At 71.2% G+C, this 18,828-nt stretch carries 17 protein-coding genes; 9 read left to right on the top strand and 8 right to left on the bottom strand.

The window, feature by feature from the left end; genetic code table 11:
* The first annotated feature begins 280 nt into the window (after nucleotides 1-280).
* The gene (locus tag ACZ39I_RS03260; RefSeq protein ID WP_467242329.1) at nucleotides 281-700 is read left to right on the top strand and encodes an aggregation-promoting factor C-terminal-like domain-containing protein; all 420 of its coding nucleotides are present in this window, start codon (nucleotides 281-283) and stop codon (nucleotides 698-700) included.
* 11 nt (nucleotides 701-711) lie between these two features.
* On the opposite strand, the gene ACZ39I_RS03255 is transcribed toward ACZ39I_RS03260, so the two are convergent.
* Complete coding sequence (locus ACZ39I_RS03255) at nucleotides 712-1,980, bottom strand: alpha/beta hydrolase family protein (RefSeq protein WP_467242326.1); 1,269 nt, start codon at nucleotides 1,978-1,980, stop codon at nucleotides 712-714.
* 103 nt (nucleotides 1,981-2,083) lie between these two features.
* Here ACZ39I_RS03255 and ACZ39I_RS03250 point away from each other — a divergent pair, with 103 nt between their 5' ends.
* On the top strand, nucleotides 2,084-2,782 hold the full coding sequence (locus ACZ39I_RS03250; RefSeq protein WP_467242323.1) for a YoaK family protein: 699 nt from the start codon (nucleotides 2,084-2,086) through the stop codon (nucleotides 2,780-2,782).
* Between the two features lie 27 nt (nucleotides 2,783-2,809).
* Here ACZ39I_RS03250 and ACZ39I_RS03245 read toward each other — a convergent pair whose 3' ends face one another.
* Nucleotides 2,810-3,643 carry an alpha/beta fold hydrolase gene (locus ACZ39I_RS03245; RefSeq protein ID WP_403667271.1) on the bottom strand — a complete coding sequence of 278 codons (834 nt, stop codon included), beginning with the start codon at nucleotides 3,641-3,643 and terminating at the stop codon, nucleotides 2,810-2,812.
* Nucleotides 3,644-3,749: 106 nt separating this feature from the next.
* Between ACZ39I_RS03245 and ACZ39I_RS03240 the strand changes: the two genes are divergently transcribed.
* From ACZ39I_RS03240 to ACZ39I_RS03230, 3 genes are all read left to right on the top strand, one after another.
* Nucleotides 3,750-5,990, top strand: a complete 2,241-nt coding sequence (locus ACZ39I_RS03240; protein WP_467242319.1) for a helix-turn-helix domain-containing protein — start codon at nucleotides 3,750-3,752, stop codon at nucleotides 5,988-5,990.
* Between the two features lie 223 nt (nucleotides 5,991-6,213).
* Nucleotides 6,214-7,443, top strand: coding sequence for an NAD(P)/FAD-dependent oxidoreductase (locus ACZ39I_RS03235; protein WP_467242317.1), 1,230 nt, complete (start codon nucleotides 6,214-6,216; stop codon nucleotides 7,441-7,443).
* A gap of 73 nt (nucleotides 7,444-7,516) precedes the next feature.
* Nucleotides 7,517-8,413, top strand: a complete 897-nt coding sequence (locus ACZ39I_RS03230) for an RNA polymerase sigma-70 factor (protein WP_467242314.1) — start codon at nucleotides 7,517-7,519, stop codon at nucleotides 8,411-8,413.
* Nucleotides 8,414-8,610: 197 nt separating this feature from the next.
* On the opposite strand, the gene ACZ39I_RS03225 is transcribed toward ACZ39I_RS03230, so the two are convergent.
* On the bottom strand, nucleotides 8,611-9,069 hold the full coding sequence (locus tag ACZ39I_RS03225; RefSeq protein WP_467242311.1) for a pyridoxamine 5'-phosphate oxidase family protein: 459 nt from the start codon (nucleotides 9,067-9,069) through the stop codon (nucleotides 8,611-8,613).
* Between the two features lies 1 nt (nucleotide 9,070).
* Nucleotides 9,071-9,526 (bottom strand): hypothetical protein, encoded by a 456-nt coding sequence (locus tag ACZ39I_RS03220; protein WP_467242307.1) that lies wholly within the window; start codon nucleotides 9,524-9,526, stop codon nucleotides 9,071-9,073.
* 184 nt (nucleotides 9,527-9,710) lie between these two features.
* On the opposite strand from ACZ39I_RS03220, the gene ACZ39I_RS03215 reads away from it, so the two are divergent.
* Nucleotides 9,711-10,196, top strand: a complete 486-nt coding sequence (locus ACZ39I_RS03215; RefSeq protein ID WP_467242305.1) for a hypothetical protein — start codon at nucleotides 9,711-9,713, stop codon at nucleotides 10,194-10,196.
* 35 nt (nucleotides 10,197-10,231) lie between these two features.
* Here ACZ39I_RS03215 and ACZ39I_RS03210 read toward each other — a convergent pair whose 3' ends face one another.
* The gene (locus ACZ39I_RS03210) at nucleotides 10,232-11,401 is read right to left on the bottom strand and encodes a steroid 3-ketoacyl-CoA thiolase (RefSeq protein ID WP_467242302.1); all 1,170 of its coding nucleotides are present in this window, start codon (nucleotides 11,399-11,401) and stop codon (nucleotides 10,232-10,234) included.
* Between the two features lie 265 nt (nucleotides 11,402-11,666).
* On the opposite strand from ACZ39I_RS03210, the gene ACZ39I_RS03205 reads away from it, so the two are divergent.
* A complete protein-coding gene (locus tag ACZ39I_RS03205) occupies nucleotides 11,667-12,905 on the top strand; it encodes a cytochrome P450 (RefSeq protein WP_467242299.1) in 1,239 nt (412 codons plus the stop codon).
* A gap of 235 nt (nucleotides 12,906-13,140) precedes the next feature.
* On the opposite strand, the gene ACZ39I_RS03200 is transcribed toward ACZ39I_RS03205, so the two are convergent.
* On the bottom strand, nucleotides 13,141-15,147 hold the full coding sequence (locus ACZ39I_RS03200; protein WP_467242296.1) for a bifunctional glycosyltransferase 87/phosphatase PAP2 family protein: 2,007 nt from the start codon (nucleotides 15,145-15,147) through the stop codon (nucleotides 13,141-13,143).
* Between the two features lie 309 nt (nucleotides 15,148-15,456).
* On the opposite strand from ACZ39I_RS03200, the gene proP reads away from it, so the two are divergent.
* Nucleotides 15,457-16,821, top strand: coding sequence for a glycine betaine/L-proline transporter ProP (gene proP, locus ACZ39I_RS03195; RefSeq protein ID WP_467242293.1), 1,365 nt, complete (start codon nucleotides 15,457-15,459; stop codon nucleotides 16,819-16,821).
* A gap of 86 nt (nucleotides 16,822-16,907) precedes the next feature.
* Nucleotides 16,908-17,579 carry an O-methyltransferase gene (locus ACZ39I_RS03190; protein WP_467242290.1) on the top strand — a complete coding sequence of 224 codons (672 nt, stop codon included), beginning with the start codon at nucleotides 16,908-16,910 and terminating at the stop codon, nucleotides 17,577-17,579.
* A 26-nt stretch (nucleotides 17,580-17,605) separates the two neighbouring features.
* Here the strand turns inward: ACZ39I_RS03190 and ACZ39I_RS03185 are convergent, their stop codons facing one another.
* Nucleotides 17,606-17,998 (bottom strand): hypothetical protein, encoded by a 393-nt coding sequence (locus ACZ39I_RS03185; protein WP_467242288.1) that lies wholly within the window; start codon nucleotides 17,996-17,998, stop codon nucleotides 17,606-17,608.
* A gap of 176 nt (nucleotides 17,999-18,174) precedes the next feature.
* Complete coding sequence (locus ACZ39I_RS03180) at nucleotides 18,175-18,828, bottom strand: hypothetical protein (RefSeq protein WP_467242285.1); 654 nt, start codon at nucleotides 18,826-18,828, stop codon at nucleotides 18,175-18,177.

Below are 18,828 nucleotides of genomic sequence, written 5' to 3'. Positions count from 1 at the left end.
CCCACATGACCCAGCTCACCTACTAACGGGAACAGTAGGAACAATTCCGACATAATGCCCAACATGCACCCCTCCTGACCTGCGCATTGAGAGCCGGATCACACGGATGCCCTTTCCCGGTGATTCGGCCACAACTAGTAAAAGGGGTCATTGCGGACATCTTCCGAGCCTGTTTCTGTAGACGACGTCGCACGGCGCCGACAAGCCCACGGGCCTCGGCGCCGCCGCATGTCCCCCGGGACCGCGAGCGGCACCACCGTCCCCGAAGAAAAGGTTCTCCGTGTCCGTCTCCCGCATCGCCCGCCGCATCGCTTCTCCGAAGAAGGCCATCACCACCGTCGCGATGGCCGCCGCCACCGCCGGCCTGGTCCTGACCGCGGCGCCGGCCCAGGCGGCCACGACCAGCTCGTCCGCCCAGGCCAAGGCCATCGCGCACAAGATGATCCCGAACGCCGCGCAGTACAACGCGTTCAGCAAGATCGTCGAGCACGAGAGCGGCTGGAACGTCGACGCCACGAACTCCTCCTCCGGCGCCTACGGCCTGGTCCAGGCCCTGCCCGGCTCCAAGATGGCCTCCGCCGGCTCCGACTGGAAGTCCAACGCCAAGACCCAGATCAAGTGGGGCCTGGACTACATGAACTCCCGTTACGGCAGCCCGACCGCCGCCTGGGCCTTCTGGCAGGCCAACGGCTGGTACTGAGCCGCCGCGCATCACCCCCGGACGCCGTCGAAGAACCGCACCACCTGCGGGGCCGACACGGCGAGGGAGCCGAAGTGATCCACGGCTCCCTGCTCGACCACCCGCACCCTCGCTCCCTGACCTGCGAGGGTGCGGGCGCATGTCCGGGTGTTGCCGACGGTCACGTCGGTGTCACCGGCAGCGGCGTACAGCCGCACCGGCACCTCCGGCTTCCAGTCGCAGGTGTGGTCGGCGGCGCGCATCGCGTCCAGCACGGCGCCGGACGGGTGCCGCAGACGCTCGTAGAAAGCGGGCGTGAGCAGCTGTTCCACCGAGGGCGCGAGCCCTGTGACGACGTCCTCCTGCTCGTGGCTCCCGTCGAGCAGGCCCTCGACCCGGCTCGCGTAGGGCGCGCGGAAGGCGTCGGACGGGTCCTTGTAGAGGGGATGCAGGCGGTTCTGGGCGACCAGCCAGTACGCGATGTAGAGGACCCCGCTGGTGTCGTTGACCCGACCGTCGAACAGCGCGGGCATCTCCTGGCCCTCCAGGTCGTACGGGCCGCTGACCGGCGCGAGTGCCCTCAGCCGGAACTGCCGGTCGGCGCCCGCGTCCAGCGCCTTGCCGAGCGCCATCGCGACCTGACCGCCCTGTGAGAAGCCCGTCGCGTACACGTCCCCGGTGAGCGGACGCCCGAGCCGGTCCGCGGCCGTCCGGGCGGCGCGCAGCATGTCGAGGGAGGCGGTCACCGACGAGGCCGTGTCCATGTACGGGTGCCGGCCCGGGCCCCTGCCGAGGCCGAGATAGTCGGGGGCGGCCACGGCCCGGCCCGCGCTCGCGTGCAGATACGACGGCACCCGCCCGAAGTCCTCGCTCGCCGAGGGCGCGTAGTCGCGGTGGACCATCGTGCCGTGGGTGTCGGAGACCAGGTCGAGGCGGTGGCCGCCGCCCCTGGGGAGCGTCAGCAGTCCGGTCGCGGTGGTGGGCCGGCCGTGCGGATCGACGGTCCGGTACGTCAGCCGGTAGGCCCGTACGCCGTACCGCACGGAGCCGGTGGCGACGTCCTGCCCGTCCAGGAACGCCCGGACGGCCCCCGCGTCCCGGTCGGCGACCGGGGTGACGGCGACCAGGTCGCCGCGCCCGGCCTGCTGCGTCCGCCCGGCCTGCTGCGTCCGCTCGTCGGCGGCCGCTGCCGCCGGGACCGCCGCGAGCCCGGCGAGCAGCAGGGCCGCCGCTGCGGCGAGCCCCCTCCGCGTGTGCCGACTCGCCCTTGTTCCACAGGGTTTGTACGTCTCATCACTCATGTCCTCGACGCTACGGACGCGCGGGTCGCCCCGACATCCGAGAATCCCCCGCCTCCGTGGTGGACTTGGGTGCACCCCGTCCGTCCGGCCGTCCGGAGAATCGATGAGCGAACAGAGCGGCACCGACACGAAGGCGGCCGACGATCCCGAGGCGCGCGGACTGCGCCTGGTGGCCGTACTGCTGGGGCTGACGGTGGTCAGCGGACTGATCGACGCCGTCAGCTATCTCGGCCTCGAACACGTCTTCACCGCGAACATGACGGGCAACGTGGTCGTGCTCGGGTTCGCCGCGGCCGGGGCGCCCGGCTTCTCGGTGGAGCACACGCTGACCTCGCTGGCGTCGTTCGTGGTGGGCGCGGTGGCGGGTGGCCGGGTCGCCGTACGGCTCGGCTCCGGCTCCCGCCGCACCTGGGCCCGGCTCACGCTCGCCGCCGAGGCGGTGCTTCTGGGGGTGTCGGCCGTGGTCGCCTTCGCCGCGCCCGGCGCCCCGGCCACCGCCTACACCCTCATCGCCGTCACGGCCTTCGCCATGGGCCTGCGCAACGCCACGGTCCGCAGGCTCGGCGTCCCTGACCTGACGACGACCGTGCTGACCATGACGCTGACCGGCCTCGCCGCCGACTCCCGGGCCGGCGGCGGCCCCGGCACCCGCTCGCCGCGCCGTACGGCGTCCGTGATCGCGATGGTCGCCGGGGCCGCGCTGGGCGCGTGGCTGGTGCTCCACCACGGCCTCGGCATTCCGCTGGCGATCGCGGCGGGGCTGGTGGCCCTGCTGGCGGTGGCCGCCTCGGGGCGCGAGTGAGCCCCCTGTCCAGGAGCTCTCCAGGGGCTACTTGGCCAGGAAGGCCAGCAGCGCCGAGGTGACCTCCTCCGCGTGGGTCCACAGCAGGCCGTGCGGGGCGCCCTCGATCTCGACGTACTCGGCGGCGGGCAGCAGCGCGTGGAAGGGCCGGCCGGTCGCGTCGATCGGCAGGATGCGGTCGCCGGTGCCGTGCAGGATCAGCGCCGGTACGTCGATCTTCGCCACGTCGGCCCGGAAGTCGGTGATCCAGGTCGGCACGCAGGCCACCGACGCGTGCGCCGAGGCACCCGCGGCCACGTTCCAGCTGCCCCGCACGGCCGCCTCGCTGATCCGGCTGCCGAGCGTCTCGTCCAGGTTGTAGAAGTCCTGGTAGAAGGCGTCGAAGTAGGCGTACCGGTCCTTGGTCACGGCCTCCAGGATGCCGTCGAAGACCGACTGGTCCACACCGGTCGGGTTGTCGTCGGTCTTCAGCAGGAAGGGCTCAAGGGAGGCCAGGAAGGCCGCCTTCGCGACCCGGCCCGAGCCGTACGTACCCAGGTAGCGGCCCACCTCGCCGGTACCCATCGAGAAGCCGACGAGCACCGCGTCGGTCAGGTCCAGGGTCGTGAGCACCTTGTCGAGGTCGGCGGCGAAGGTGTCGTAGTCGTAGCCGGTGGTGGGCTGCGAGGAGCGGCCGAAGCCGCGGCGGTCGTAGGTGATGACCCGGTGGCCGGCCTCCAGCAGCGCGGGCAGCTGCTTCTCCCACGAGTGGCCGTCGAGCGGGTAGCCGTGGATCAGCACGACGGGCTGTCCGGTGCCGTGGTCCTCGTAGTAGAGCTCGATCGGCGCGCTGTTCTCTTCGCCAACGGTGATGTACGGCATGTCGTTTCGTCCTCTCGAAATGGAGTCTCCAGCTCACCACGGGTCGCGGGAGGTCACCAGGCAGAAGTGCAGGCGGAAGTAGAGAGCGCTTGTTCTAATTGTCATGATGACCAGTCACACCTCTCCCCCCGCGACCCCCTTCGGCGGCACGCTCCGCTCCCTGCGCCGGGCCGCCGGGCTGACCCTGGAGGAACTCTCCGAAGCCTCCGGAGTCAGCGTCCGCGCACTCGGCGACCTGGAGCGCGGTCGCAGCCGCGGACCGCAGCGCCGTACCGTCGACGCCCTCGCCGCCGCGCTCGGGCTCGACGACGAGCAGCGCGAGCGCGTGCAGCGGCTGGCCGGCACCGGCCGGGAACGCGGCGGGGCACCGACACCGCCGTACCTCCTGCGGACCGTCCCGGACTTCACCGGCCGGGAGCAGGAGCTGACGGAGCTGGAGTCCCTGGCCACCGGCACGCGCACCCGTGCGGTGGTGCTGTTCGGGCCGGGCGGACAGGGCAAGACGACGCTCGCGGCGGAGGCGGTACGACGCCTGTCCGGCGCCTTCCCGGACGGCAGCGTCTGCGTCCAGCTGCACGGCATGAGCGACTCCCCGCTGCCGGCCGCCGAGGCGCTGGTCCTCCTGCTGACGGCACTGGGGCACCCGCCGGACCGGATCCCGGTGGACCCCGTCGCCCGCGAGGCCGTCTACCGGGCCGCGCTCGCCGGCCGGCGGGCCCTCGTCGTCCTCGACGACGCGGCCGACGAGACCCTGACCAGGCCGCTGCTGCCGGACGCCGAGGGCAGTTTCGTGCTGGTCACCAGCCGACGTCCGCTGGCCGGTCTCGAAGGCGTACGCCGGATCAGACTCGGCGGGCTCAGCGGCGGGGAGTCGACGCGGCTGCTGGAGCGCATCCTCGGCACCCCGCGCACCGACGGCCAGTCCGAGGCGATCACCCGGCTGACCGAGCTGTGCGGCCACCTCCCGCTGGCCCTGCGCATCGTCGGCAACCGCCTCTCCAGCCGCCCGAGCTGGACCCCGGCCCACCTGGTGGGCCAACTCGCCGACGAGGGGCGCCGGTTGAGCGGACTGGTCGCGGGCGACCTCGCCGTACGCGGCGCCCTCGCCCTCTCCTACGGCCAACTCACCGAACCGCACCGGCTGCTGCTGCGCCGGCTCTCGCTCACCCCCGGCCATGACACCGGCCCCGACCTCGCCGCCGTGCTGACCGGCGAGGACCCGCTCACCACCGGGGATGTCCTCGACCTCCTTGTCGACCGGGGCCTGCTGGAGGAGACCGCACCCGGCCGCTACGCCCTCCATGACCTCGTACGGCTCTTCGCGCGCGAGCGACTCGACGCCGAGGAGCCCGAGTCGGTGACCGGGGAGGTCCACCTGCGCATGGCGGACTGGCTGTTGCGGTCTGCCTCGGCGGCGGGCCGCATGTTCGAGGCACCGGGCGCGCCCGAGCCATGGGCGGGGACGGTCCCCGCGTTCGCCCCCGGGTCCGCCGAGGAGGCGGAGGAGTGGCTCATCGCCGAACGGTCCAACTGGGCCGGCGCCCTGCCCCTGATGTACGCGGCGGACCGGCACACGGAGATCCTCCACACCTCGCGCACCCTGTACTGGTTCTCCGACCGCTGGAGCCAGTGGCCCGAGTGGCGGACCCTCTTCTCGTACGGCGCCCGGTCCGCGGCGGCCGTCGGGGACCGGGCGGCCGAGGCCCACCAGCTCAACTGCCTCGCCTGGGCCCACAGCGTCGGCGCGTCCCAGTACGAACAGGCCGAACAACTCGCCCGCCAGGCACTGGAGTTGGCGATCGAGACCGGTGACGAGGGCCAGCAGGCCTGGGCGTGGGCCTACATCAGCGGGGCCTGTCTGGCCCTGCGGCCCGCAGAGGCCGCGGAGGCCGCCGCCAAGGCCACCCGGCTCTTCGAGGCCGTCGGCGACAGCGCCGGGAAGGCGGTCTCCCAGCGGGTCCTCGGCAGGGCGCTGCGCGAATCCGGCCGTGCCGAGGAGGCGCTGGCCCTGCACCGGGCCCTGCTGGACACCTCCGCCGGGGATGTTCCGGGCCTGAACGAGTTCATCCAGGTCCTTCTCCGCCACGAGATCGCGAACGATCTGCTGGCCCTCGAACGATGGCCGGAGGCGGTGGCGGCCTACCGCACCGTCATCACCCCCCTCGCCCGCGGCGACCTCGACCGCTACCTGGCCCAGGCGCTCACCAATCTCGCCACGGCCCTGCGCCACTGCGGCGAACTCCCCGAGGCCCGCGAACACCTCACCCGGGCACAGGAACTGTTCACGGCAGTCGGCGACACGGCGTCGGCGGCGGAGACAGCGACGGCGATCGAGCGCCTCGGGTAAATCGGTGACCCCGCGCGCCGAACCGTCGGCGCTTCTGCTCACCCCGGCGAGCGGCCGCCGACCGCCCTCGCCGGCCTGCGGGGAATCGATGTACCGGCGAACTTGGTGCCGAGCCCACACCTGTGGAGTGATCTGACTCACAGGCTGTCACAGCGCTCAGTCGCGCGGTGTCTTGAGGCCGAACCCCATTCACGGGGAGCGAGCGAGCCGACAGGAGCAACTCATGAAGCACCGCATCGTCGTCCTCGGTGCCGGCTATGCCGGGTCCTACGTGGCCGGGACCCTGGCCCGCCGGCTGTCCCCGGCGGACACCGAGATCACCGTGGTCAACGCCGAGCCGGACTTCGTCCAGCGGCTGCGGCTGCACCAGCTCGCGGCCGGTCGGGAGATCGAGGCTCCACAGCTCACCGACGTCTTCGCAGGCACGGGAGTACAGCTGCGCCTGGCCCGTGTCACCGCCGTCGACCCCGAGCGCCGGGTCGTCGCCGTGGCCGACGCCGACGGCGGCGGCGAGCTCGGCTACGACACGCTTCTCTACGCGCTCGGCAGCCACGGCGCCGACCACGGCGTCCCCGGCGTGGCCGAGCATGCCTTCGACGTCGCCCGTCGGCCCTCCGCGCTGCGCCTGCGCGAGCGCCTGGACCGCCTGGGCAGGCGGGACGAAGGCGGGAGTGTGCTGGTCGTGGGCGACGGGCTGACCGGCATCGAGACCGCCACCGAGATCGCCGAATCCCGGCCCGGCCTGTCGGTGACACTGGTCGCCCGCGGAGAGCTCGGCGCCCCGCTCTCCGCCGGAGCCCGCAGCCACCTGCGCCAGGCCTGCGACCGGCTGGGCATCACCGTCCTGGAGCACACCAGCGTCGAAGCCGTCGAGGCGACGCGGGTGCTGTGCGCCGACGGCAGGGTTCTGGCGTCCGACGCGACCGTGTGGACGGCCGGGTTCACGGTCGGCCCCATCGCCGCCGCAGGCGGGCTGGAGGTCACCGAGAGCGGCCGGATCGTCGTCGACCGCACCATGCGGTCGGTCTCGCACCCGAACGCCTACGCGGTCGGCGACTGCGCCTACGCCATCGGCGACAACGGTCGGCCGCTGCCGATGTCCTGCGCTTCGGCCGGCTACACCGGCCGACAGGCCGCGGACGCGATCGTGGGACGTCTGACAGGCGGCAAGGTCCCGAACACCAAGCTGGAGTACCTGGGCAACCACATCAGCCTCGGGCGGCAGGACGGGATCCTGCAGATGGTCGATGCCGAAGGGCGGGCAAAGCCGAAGTACGTGGGCGGCCGGAAGGCCGCGCGGATCAAGGCGGGCATCGTCAGGATGTCGCTGTGGGGCGCCTCGCACCCGACCTTCGGCCTGCCCACGCGCAAGCGCCGCCTGGCCGCCGCGCCGGATCTGTCCGTCGGAAAGACGGCCCTACCCCTGGAAAACGGCGGAGCCACCTTTGGCTGAGAAACACGGCACGGCGTCGGCCATCGCGAGGATGGGCAGCCTGACCAGGCATCCGAGGGAGAGGGACCGAGAGATGACCGACCACGCCACCGACCCGGCGACCGAAGCGTTCGTCGCCCACCGCAGCCTGCTGTTCACCGTCGCCTACGAGATGCTCGGGTCGGCGGCCGACGCCGAAGACGTCCTCCAGGAGACCTGGTTACGCTGGGTCAAGGTCGACCTGGGAGAGGTGAGCGACCAGCGGGCGTACCTGGTGCGGACCACGACCCGGCAGGCGCTCAACCGGCTGCGCACCATGAAGCGCCGTCGCGAGGCGTACGTGGGCCAGTGGCTGCCCGAGCCGCTGATCACCACGCCGGACGTGGCCGAGGACATCGAACTCGCGGAGAGCATGTCGATGGCGATGATGCTCGTCCTGGAAAGCCTTTCCCCGACCGAGCGGGCGGTGTTCGTGCTGCGCGAGGTCTTCGAGGTCGACTACGACGAGATCGCCGAGGCTGTCGGCAAGACCCCGGCGGCCGTACGGCAGATCGCGCACCGCGCCCGTGGGCATGTCGACGCCCGCAGGCCCCGCCGGACGGCCTCTCCGAGTGAGACCCGGGCGGCTCTGGAATCCTTCCGGCGCGCCATCGAGACCGGGAACCCGCAGGACCTCCTCGACGTACTCGCCCCCGATGTCGTTCTGCTCAGCGACGGCGGCGGCGTCAAGAAGGCCGCGCTGCGTCCGGTCATCGGCGCCGAGAAGATCGTCCGCTTCTATATCGGCGGCTCCGCCAAGGTCGAGGCCACCATCACCTGGGAGCCCACCGTGGTCAACGGCAGCCCCGCACTCGCCGTACACGTGGACGGCGAGTTCGACGGCGTCATGGCCGTCCGCGTCGAGGACGCCCGTATCACGGGCCTCTACTTCGTGCGCAACCCCGAGAAGCTGTCCCGCGTCACCTCCGAGACCCTGCTCACCTTGCGCTGACGCCAACGGCTCCGAAACACCCGTCCATCACCGCACACCACAACCGGCCACCGCCGGCATGCTGCTGACCTCGCCCCTGGCCGGGGAGGTGCACCACCTCGGATCGCGCGTGATGTACGGCGCGTCGATGCTGTACGTACTCGCCGCGATCCTGGCCTGGCGCCCGGGTGGCGGATCACCCGCCCCGTCCTGCACCCTCAGCCCGGATCCACCGCCACCCGGTGATCCGGGCGCCCGTCCTTCGCCAGCATCGAGTGCTCCTCGGCCACCGCCCGGTAGAGCCGCATCCCGGAGTCGCCCCGCACGTCGTCGAGGGTCCACACCCGCCCGCCGTGCCCGAGTGACCGCCGGGAGAAGACCTCCAGCGCCCCCTCCGCTCCCTCCACGATCTCGGCGGCGACGGCGGACACGTACACCCCCTGCCCGGTGCCGATCTCCGCCGACGAGTCGAAGACCGCGATCCCCACCTCGGGCCGCACCGCAATGTTCCGCGAGTGGACCGCGTCCGGCGAGGACACCCAGAAGAACTCCCGGCACCCCACATGCGCGAAGTAGACCGGCGTACTCCAGGGCCGCCCCTGCGCGTCCGCCGTGGCCAGCACCAGGTACCGGCTCGCGTCGACGATCCCGCGGGCGTTCTCCGCCGTAGGCCTCATGTCAGCGGTTCCTCCGGTACGTCAGCCCGAAATCCGTCTCCCACTGCGCCGAACCGTCCTTCGACTGCTCCCACACGCCGTGGATGCTGTCGCCGTCCGCGCTCAGCCGCCCGGTGAAGCGCTGCCGGAAGGACAGCGGGGAGAAGTCCTCCTCCTCACGCAGCAACCGCCACACCTCACCGTCGAAGGTCATCGCGTACAGCCGTACGACCCCCCGCGCGTCGAAGTAGTGCTGCGTGTACGCCCCCGTCTCCGGCTCGACCGACACGATCGCCGTACTGTCCGGCGCGGGGGCCGGGACCTCGGTCCGCTGCACCAGGAACTGCCCGTCCAGCGCCCACTCGAACACACTCCGCCCGGCCCCGACCGCCTGCCCGGGAAACTCGGCCTCCACCACCCACTCCCCGACGAGGGAGTCCAACCGCCGAAGAGCCCTTTCCCGCACCGTCACGCCCACCGCGACCACCTCCTGCGAGTAAGGACGGCGACAGCGGTCCGAATTCATCGGTGCGAGCCACCGACTCCTCGAACACAGAATCATGACCATGGCAGGATGTGGTGCTTCGCCCGGCTCCCGGCGCCGGGTCATTCCTTGGGGGGGAGCCTTGAACGTATTCCGGCATGCGCGGACCGCGGTGGTCATGACGGCCGCACTGCTCGCCACGGCCTGCCAGGAGAGCTCGGACCCGGCTGCCGCACCGCGGTCGCGATCCGAGGCCTCCGCCACCGCCGGACTCGCGGCCTCGCCATCCCCAGGAGCAAAGACCCGGGACGAGGTGATCAGCGATTTCCGCTATGCCACCAAGTCCTTCGACCTGGGGTTGACGGTGGTCAAAGACCCCATGAACCGTGAATGCGTGGCGGATTCCACCGCCTTCTCCCGGACCGAGCCCGGCGAGAAGGACCTGCTGCGCGTGGTCAACCGCCTCAAGGAGCGCGGATGGCGCCTACGCGGCGAGGTGGATGCCGACGGCGTCACTTTCCTGGAGTCGGGCGGCTGGGACGCCATCACAGGTGTCGGCCCCCTTCCGGGCGAGACGGCGGATCAGCACTCTTCGGCCGCCGGCGCCCTCGCGCTGAGCGCCATGTCGACCTGCACCAAGCCGCCGAGTCCCTCCCTGCCTTAGGGAACCGGCCCGCGAAACCACCGTCACCTCGCCATCTACAACCGCTGAATGATCGTGCCGGTGGCCAACGCGCCCCCCGCACACATCGTGATCAGCGCGAACTCCTTGTCCCTGCGCTCCAGTTCATGCAGGGCCGTCGTGATGAGCCGGGCCCCCGTCGCCCCCACCGGGTGACCGAGCGCGATCGCGCCGCCGTTGACGTTGACCTTCTCCAGGTCCTGTTCGAAGACCTGGGCCCAGCTGAGCACCACGGACGCGAAGGCCTCGTTGATCTCGACGAGGTCGATGTCCTTCAGGGACATGCCCGCCTTGCCGAGCACCGCGCGGGTCGCGTCGATCGGTCCGTCGAGGTGGAAGTGCGGGTCGGCGCCGACCAGCGCCTGGGCCACGATCCGCGCGCGCGGCCTCAGCTTCAGCGCCCGCGCCATCCGCTTCGACGCCCACATGATCGCCGCGGCGCCGTCGCTGATCTGGGAGGAGTTGCCCGCCGTGTGGATCGCCGTCGGCATGACCGGCTTGAGGCCCGCCAGTGCCTCCATGGACGTGTCGCGCAGTCCCTCGTCCCGGTCGACGAGCCGCCACATGCCCTGCCCGGCGCGCTGTTCGTCCTCGGTGGTCGGCACCTGGACCGCGAACGTCTCCCGCTTGAAGCGCTCCTCGGACCAGGCGACGGCCGCCCGCTCCTGCGAGATCAGACCGAGCGAGTCGACGTTCTCCCGGGTCAGCCCCCGGCGCCGCGCGATCCGCTCGGCCGCCTCGAACTGGTTCGGCAGGTCGACGTTCCACTCGTCCGGGAACGGTTTGCCCGGCCCGTGCTTCGAGCCCGACCCCAGCGGCACCCGGGACATCGCCTCGACACCGCAGCTGATGCCGACGTCGATGACCCCGGCCGCGACCATGTTGGCGACCATGTGGGAGGCCTGCTGCGAGGAGCCGCACTGGCAGTCGACCGTCGTCGCCGCGGTCTCGTACGGCAGCCCGACGGTCAGCCAGGCCGTGCGCGCGGGGTTCATGGACTGTTCTCCGGCGTGGGTGACCGTGCCGCCGACGATCTGTTCCACCGCGTCGGCGGGGATGCCGGCGCGGCCGAGGAGCTCACGGTAGGTCTCGCCCAGCAGATAGGCGGGATGCAGATTGGCGAGCGCGCCGCCGCGCCTGCCGATGGGGGTGCGGACGGCTTCGACGATCACGGGTTCGGCGGCCATGGGTGCGGGTCCTCTCCTCCGAACGGATCCATGGAACTTCCGTGGAACACGCAGAACTGGACAGAACTAGTACGTGTTCTACTTCGCGCTGCTCTGCAGTCTGCGGACGGGCCACCCACCACCGCAAGGGTCGTGCACGCAATTGGGGGCTCCGCGCCCCTTGCCACTTGTAGAACCCGTTACTACCTTCACGGCAGCTCTGTTCCTGATGGACCGTCAGAAAGCTTCCAGCCGGAGGCTTCCAGAGAGCTGGAGTGAGTTGCCGATGACCTGTCCAGCGTTCCCCGACGGGTTCGACTTCACCGACCCCGACCTGCTGCAAAGTCGCGTACCGCTGCCGGAGTTCGCCGAACTGCGGCGGGCCGAACCGGTGCGCTGGATCCCCCAGCCGGCCAATGTCGCCGGCTTCCAGGACGAGGGGTACTGGGCGGTCACCCGGCACGCGGACGTCAAGTACGTCTCCACCCACCCGGAGATCTTCTCGTCGTACCTCAACACGGCGATCATCCGGTTCAACGAACGCATCGAGCGCGACGCGATCGACGCGCAGCGGCTGATCCTGCTCAACATGGACCCGCCGGAGCACACCAGGGTCCGCGGGATCGTCCAACGGGTGTTCACCCCCCGGGCCATCCGCGCCCTGGAGGAACGCCTGCGCAACCGCGCCCAGTCGATCGTCGACACCGCGCGCAGCCTGCCCGGCGAGTCCTTCGACTTCGTCACCCAGGTCGCCTGCGAACTGCCGCTGCAGGCCATCGCCGAGCTCATCGGCATCCCGCAGGACGACCGGGCGAAGATCTTCGACTGGTCCAACAAGATGATCTCGTACGACGATCCGGAGTACGCGATCAGCGAGCAGGTCGGCCAGGAGTCGGCCATGGAGCTCATCGCCTACGCGATGAACATGGCGGCCGACCGCAAGCAGTGCCCGGCCAAGGACATCGTCACCACCATGGTGGCCGCAGAGGACGAAGGCAACCTCAACTCCGACGAGTTCGGCTTCTTCGTGCTGATGCTGGCGGTCGCCGGCAACGAGACGACCCGCAACGCCATCACCCACGGCATGCACGCCTTCCTCACCCACCCCGACCAGTGGGAGCTCTACAAGGCCGAGCGCCCCTCGACGGCGGCGGAGGAGATCGTCCGCTGGGCCACGCCGGTCAACTCCTTCCAGCGCACGGCCACCCAGGACACCGAACTCGGCGGCAAGCAGATCAAGAAGGGCGACCGGGTGGGCATCTTCTACGCCGCCGCCAACCACGACCCCGAGGTCTTCGAGAACCCGGACGTCTTCGACATCACCCGCGACCCCAACCCCCACCTCGGCTTCGGCGGCGGAGGCCCGCACTACTGCCTCGGCAAGTCCCTCGCGGTCCTGGAGATCGACCTGATCTTCAATGCCATCGCCGACGCCATGCCCGGCCTCCGCGCGGCCGGCGACCCCCGCCGCCTGCGCTCGGCATGGATCAACGGCGTCAAGGAGCTCCAGGTCACCCTGAGCTGACTCCCGCCCCGGCGCCCGGGCCGACGGTCCCTCCAGGCCGCCGGCCCGTCCCGGTGCGGGCGGCCACCCCAGGGAGCCCAAACCAGTCTGCCCACCGCCGCCACACCGGCTCCCATCCGCCACGATGGGCGCGGCCGGGACCCTGTGCAGCGCACCACGTCGGCCACCTCGCGCACCGGCCCGCCGGCCAACTCTCGCCGCCCGCCCCGAACTCCGGCCCCCCGGGCGGCGTCCCTCACCGCTTCGCCGGCACCCGTTCCTCATCGGCTTCCGCGGCAGCGGCCACCATCCGGGCCCGCGGCCCCTGGAAGAGATACGACAACCCGAACCCGCCCGCGACGACAGCCGCGCCCCCCACCGCGTCCAGCACCCAGTGGTTCCCGGTGGCCACGATCGCCGAGACGGTGAAGAACGGATGCAGCAGGCCCAGCCCCTTCATCCACCACCGGGGCGCGATGATCACGATGACGACCCCGCACCACAACGACCACCCGAAGTGCAGCGAAGGCATCGCCGCGTACTGGTTGGTCAGCGCGGTCAGGGTGCCGTACTCCGGCTTGGAGAAGTCCTGCACCCCGTGCACGGTGTCGATGATCCCGAGCGCCGGCATGAGGCGCGGCGGGGCGAGCGGATAGAGCCAGAACCCGACGAGGGCCAACAGGGTCGCGAACCCGAGCGAGGCCCGGGCCCACCGGTAGTCCACCGGCAGCCGCCAGTACAGGACGGCCAGCACGCTCAGCGGGACCACGAAGTGGAAGGACTCGTAGTAGAAGTCGAAGAAGTCCCGCAGCCAGTCGACCTCGACGACCGCGTGGTTGACCCAGTGCTCGATGTCGAGGTGCAGCAGCCGCTCCAGATCGAAGATCTGCTGACCGTGCTTCTCGGCGGTGGCCCGCCCGGCCGAGTTGCTGCCGCCGGTCGCCGCGAGTCTGACCTGCTGGTAGGCGGCGTAGGTGACTCGAATCAGCAGCAGTTCGAGGAGCAGGTTGGGCCGGGTCGGCACCCGCCGCAGGAACGGCAGCAGCGGCACCCGGCGCAAGCGCGCGGGCACCGGAGCGGCGTACTCGGTGGGGATCGGTGCCTGGTAGTACGGCGAGGTGCGCGACAAGAAGGGGATCACCGTGGCGGCGGCGAGCGCGGCCAGCAGCACCAGGTTGTCCCGCAGGGTGTACAGCGCCGAGATGTGCGGCAGCATCGTCGTCGCCGGGAGGGTCATCACCACGACGACGGCGACCGGCCACACATACCGGTCGGAGGCCCGCTTGCCGGCCCGTCCGACGACCGCGAGCAGCACCCACAGCAGCTGGTGCTGCCAGGTGGTCGGTGAGACGGCGATCGCCGCACAGCCGGTGATCGCGACGGCGAGCAGCAGCTGGCCGTCGCGGGCGTAGCGCACGGCCCGGCGCACGCCCAGCGCGGCGACGGCCGCGCCGAGCGCCAGGAAGAGGGAGATCTCCAGCGGCCCCGTCACGCCCAGCCGCAGCAGCAGGCCGTGCAGGGACTGGTTGGCGAGGTCGTCGGCGGGAGCCCCGAGGCCGGTGCCGGCGATGTGGTGCACCCAGTAGGTGTACGAGTCGTGCGGCAGCGCGGCCCAGGCGAGCGCGGTGCCGGCGGCGAAGGCCGTGGCCGAGGTGAGGGCGCCCCGGCGGCGGCCGGTGAACCAGAGCAGGGCCGCGAAGAGCAGGACCGTGGGCTGGAGGGCGGCGGCGAGTCCGATGAGCAGTCCGCTGACCCGCTCGCCCCGGACGACGAAGCAGGCGACCAGGACCAGCAGGACCAGGATGATGCTGGTCTGCCCGAGGTAGAGCGTGTTGCGCACGGGCAGCGACAGCATGAGGAGGCTGATCGCGACCGGCGCGGCGAGCGGGGCGGTGCGGCGGCCGACGGGCCGGGGCAGGGCGCGGGCGGCGACGAGACCGAGGGCGACGACCAGGAGCAAGGTGCCGAAGGTCCAGCCCCAGCCGAGGGCCTGTTCCGCGGCGCGGGTGAGCGGCTTCAGGACGAGTCCCCCGAACGGGGTACCGGTGAACAGCGTCGAGTCGTACAGCGAGCCCTTCACATGCAGGACGCCGTCCGGGCCGACCCAGGTCTCCAGGTCCGTCAGCCGCTCGCCTCTGGGGGTGCGGAGGACGACGGCCACCTCTCGTGCGGCGAGGACGGCCGCCACCAGCCACAAGGCGAGCCTTGCCGCGAGCAGCCGCGCCTGGACCTCGGTGGTCCCACTGTGCTCCGCGTTCGCCACGCCGCGTCGGCCTCTCGGTTCCGGTCGTGCCATGCGTCCGGGAGGAAGGACGCAGACAACCCCGACTTCACCCGGTCTGTCCACTTTTGCCCGAATGACGATAGTCCGCCGGTAGGCTCCTCGTGCAGCAGGGCGCGAGATGGATCACACGCGTCGAGGGAAAGGCCGTCCATGATCGGGCGCAGAATACCTGCATACAGCACGTTTATGTACGCTCCGTGACCGGGCCCGAGCATGACGTAAGCCCGGCAAGTCCGCCTATGGTCGCTTTTTGCCCATGTCCCCGTCGAAAGGCAGGCGAGCGAAGTTTTGCCGAGCGCCCCCGCCCCCGCTCACCCCGTCCACCCCCCTCGCTACCCCGGGACCCCCGAGGCGGTCCGCGTCGACCCGGCCCTCGTGAAGCGTGCCGTGAAGGCCGCCGCGCTGGGCAATGCGATGGAATGGTTCGACTTCGGCGTCTACAGCTACATCGCCGTCACTCTGGGCAAGGTCTTCTTCCCCTCCGGCAATCCGACCGCCCAGCTCCTGTCGACGTTCGGCGCCTTCGCCGCGGCCTTCCTGGTCCGCCCGCTCGGCGGCCTGGTCTTCGGCCCGCTGGGCGACCGCGTGGGCCGCCAGAAGGTCCTCGCCGTGACCATGATCATGATGGCCGCCGGTACCTTCGCCATCGGCCTGATCCCGTCGTACGCCACGATCGGCGTCGGCGCCCCGCTGCTGCTCCTGGCCGCCCGCCTGGTCCAGGGCTTCTCGACCGGCGGCGAGTACGCGGGCGCCTCCACCTTCATCGCCGAGTACGCGCCCGACAAGAAGCGCGGCTTCCTCGGCAGCTGGCTGGAGTTCGGCACACTCGCCGGCTACATCGCGGGCGCCGGTCTGGTCACGGTGATGACGGCCCTGCTGTCCACCGAGGACCTGGTGTCCTGGGGCTGGCGGATCCCGTTCCTGATCGCGGGCCCGATGGGTGTCATCGGCCTCTATCTGCGGCTGCGCCTGGAGGAGACCCCGGCGTTCACGGCCGAGACCGAGAAGGCCGAGGCCGACCGCCGCAAGGTCCCGCTGCGCGAGATGATCACCGGCCAGTGGCAGGCCCTGCTGCTGTGCGTGGGCCTGGTCCTGGTCTTCAACGTCACCGACTACATGCTGCTGTCGTACATGCCGAGCTATCTGACCAGCGAGCTCAAGTACGACGAGACACACGGTCTGCTGGTCGTCCTCGCCGTGATGGCGCTGATGATGGTCGTCCAGCCCTTCGCGGGCGCCCTGAGCGACCGTGTCGGCCGCCGCCCGGTGATCGCCGCGGGCTGCGCGGGCTTCCTCTTCCTGTCCGTCCCGGCCCTGCTGCTGATCCGCCAGGGCAGCCTGTTCGCGATCGGGCTCGGCATGGGCGCACTGGGCCTGCTCCTGGTCTGCTTCACGGCGGCGATGCCGGCCGCCCTGCCGGCCCTCTTCCCGACCCGGGTGCGCTACGGCTCCCTCTCGGTCGGCTTCAACATCTCGGTGTCCCTGTTCGGCGGCACGACCCCGCTGGTGGTGACCGCGCTGATCGGCGCGACCGGGAACATGATGATGCCCGCCTACTACATGATGGCCGCGGCCGTGATCGGCGGTGTGGCGGTGTGGTTCATGACGGAGTCGGCGGGCAGGCCCCTGCCGGGCTCGCCGCCGCAGCGGTAATCCGCTGACAGGGACCGGGTGCCGGACTATATTCGTTAGCGCAACTAGTTAGCTGCTCTAACTAGCCATACGAAAGGCACAGGTGCATGAGCGAGTCGCAGCTCTGGGACGACGTCGACGACTACTTCACCACCCATCTGGCCCCGGAGGACGACGTGCTCCGGGCGGCCTTGCGCGACAGCGAGGCCGCCGGCCTGCCGTCCATCGCCGTGACGGCACCGCAGGGCAAGCTCCTGCAGCTCCTGGCCCAGATCCAGGGCGCCCGTACGATCCTGGAGATCGGGACGCTCGGCGGCTACAGCACGATCTGGCTGGCCCGCGCCCTGCCCGCCGACGGCCGTCTGGTCTCACTGGAGTACAGCCCGGCCAACGCCGAGGTCGCCAACCGCAACATCGCCCGCGCGGGTCTCGACAAGGTCGCCGAGGTGCGGGTCGGCCCGGCCCTGGAGTCGCTGCCCCGGCTGGCCGACGAGAACCCGCCCCCCTTCGACCTGGTCTTCATCGACGCCGACAAGGCCAACAACCCGCACTACGTGGACTGGGCGCTCAAGCTCACCAGCGCGGGCAGCCTGATCGTGGTGGACAACGTCGTACGGGGCGGCCGGGTCGCCGACCCCGGCAACCCGGCCCCCGATGTCCAGGGCACCCGCACCGCGCTCGAACTGATCGGAGGGCACCCGAGGTTGAGCGCCACGGCGATCCAGACGGTCGGCAGCAAGGGCTACGACGGCTTCGCGCTGGCCCGCGTCCTGCCGTAGCCCGTCCCGCTCATAGCCCGTCCGGCTCAGGCCTCGTGGTAGAAGCCGACGTTGACGCTGCGCGGGGCGGTGCGGTCGCGGATGATGATCTCGCCGTTCCCGCCCCGGGGCAGCGTCACGGAGCCGCCGTAGATCAGGGGCTGCGCGTAGGCCCCGGACACCAACTGCACCTCGGACGAGGGATCGGGCTGCGAGCCCTGGAGCCAGGTCACCTGCCAGACGCCCTCGGGCCCGCACAGGAACTCCAGGTGCACCCGGGAGACGAACAGCCAGTCGTCGGGGGTCGCCAGCCGGCACACGGACTTGTCCCGGCCCACCCGCAGCACGGTGCCCGGGTCACTGGGCGCGTCGGCCATCTGCATCCCGGCCGTGGCACCCTCCTCCGCCGCGGTGACGACGGCCATGGTGAGTTCGAGCACGTGCGCTCCTCCTGAAAGGTTCCTTGCGCGGCAACCCCGTTGACCTGCCGCCGCCGCATGATAATTCGCCCGGCACGGCGGTGTCCGGCGCAAGCAACCCAAGACCGGTCCGCAAACCAGGACCGGCCCGCCACCCGAGTGCGGGCGACAGGCCGGTCGTACGTACGGACGACGGGTCAGCTGTGCAGCAGCCGCTCCGTCAGCTCGCGGTAGTCCCGCAGCGCCAGCCGGAGTTGCTCGGTGTCGCCGGCGCCGACGCCCTTGTCCTGGCCGCCGTCGCCGGTCTGCCAGGAGTTGCGCAGCGTGCGCCGACGCTGCTTCACGGCGTCGGCGAACCGGGCGGCGACCTCCTCCAGCACCTGGTCGGCCTCCTCGACGGCGGACCGGGGTTCGTCCACGAACCCGGCGACGGCGTGCTGGAGCCGTGTGCTGAGCTTGTCGCTCTCGTCGTGCGGCAGCAGCCGGGCCTCGTGACCCGAGACTCCGCCCACACCCGGACCGACACCGCCGACGGCGTCGGAACCGGCGCCCCGCTCCCGCTCCCGGTCGGTCTCGCGGCCGAGTCCGGAGGTCTTGTCGTGGCCGGGGCCGACAGCCGAGTCTTGACCTCGACCGAGGCCACCCTGATCACGGGACTGCTCACGGGACCGGTCACCGGAGCCGGTCGTACCCGCCGGGCGTCCGGCCACCGGGTCCAGACCCGGCGCCTCGCTCTCGGTGGGAGTCACCAGGGGACTGTGCGACCCCGCGGGGTCACCGGTCGTAGCCCTGCCGGTCTTGCCTTCCCCCCGGGTGCCGTCGGCGCCCGGCCTGCTCGTGGCATCCGTCAT

The organism is Streptomyces sp. NPDC024687 (genome assembly GCF_055559055.1).
This window is presented reverse-complemented; position numbering and strand designations above follow the sequence as displayed.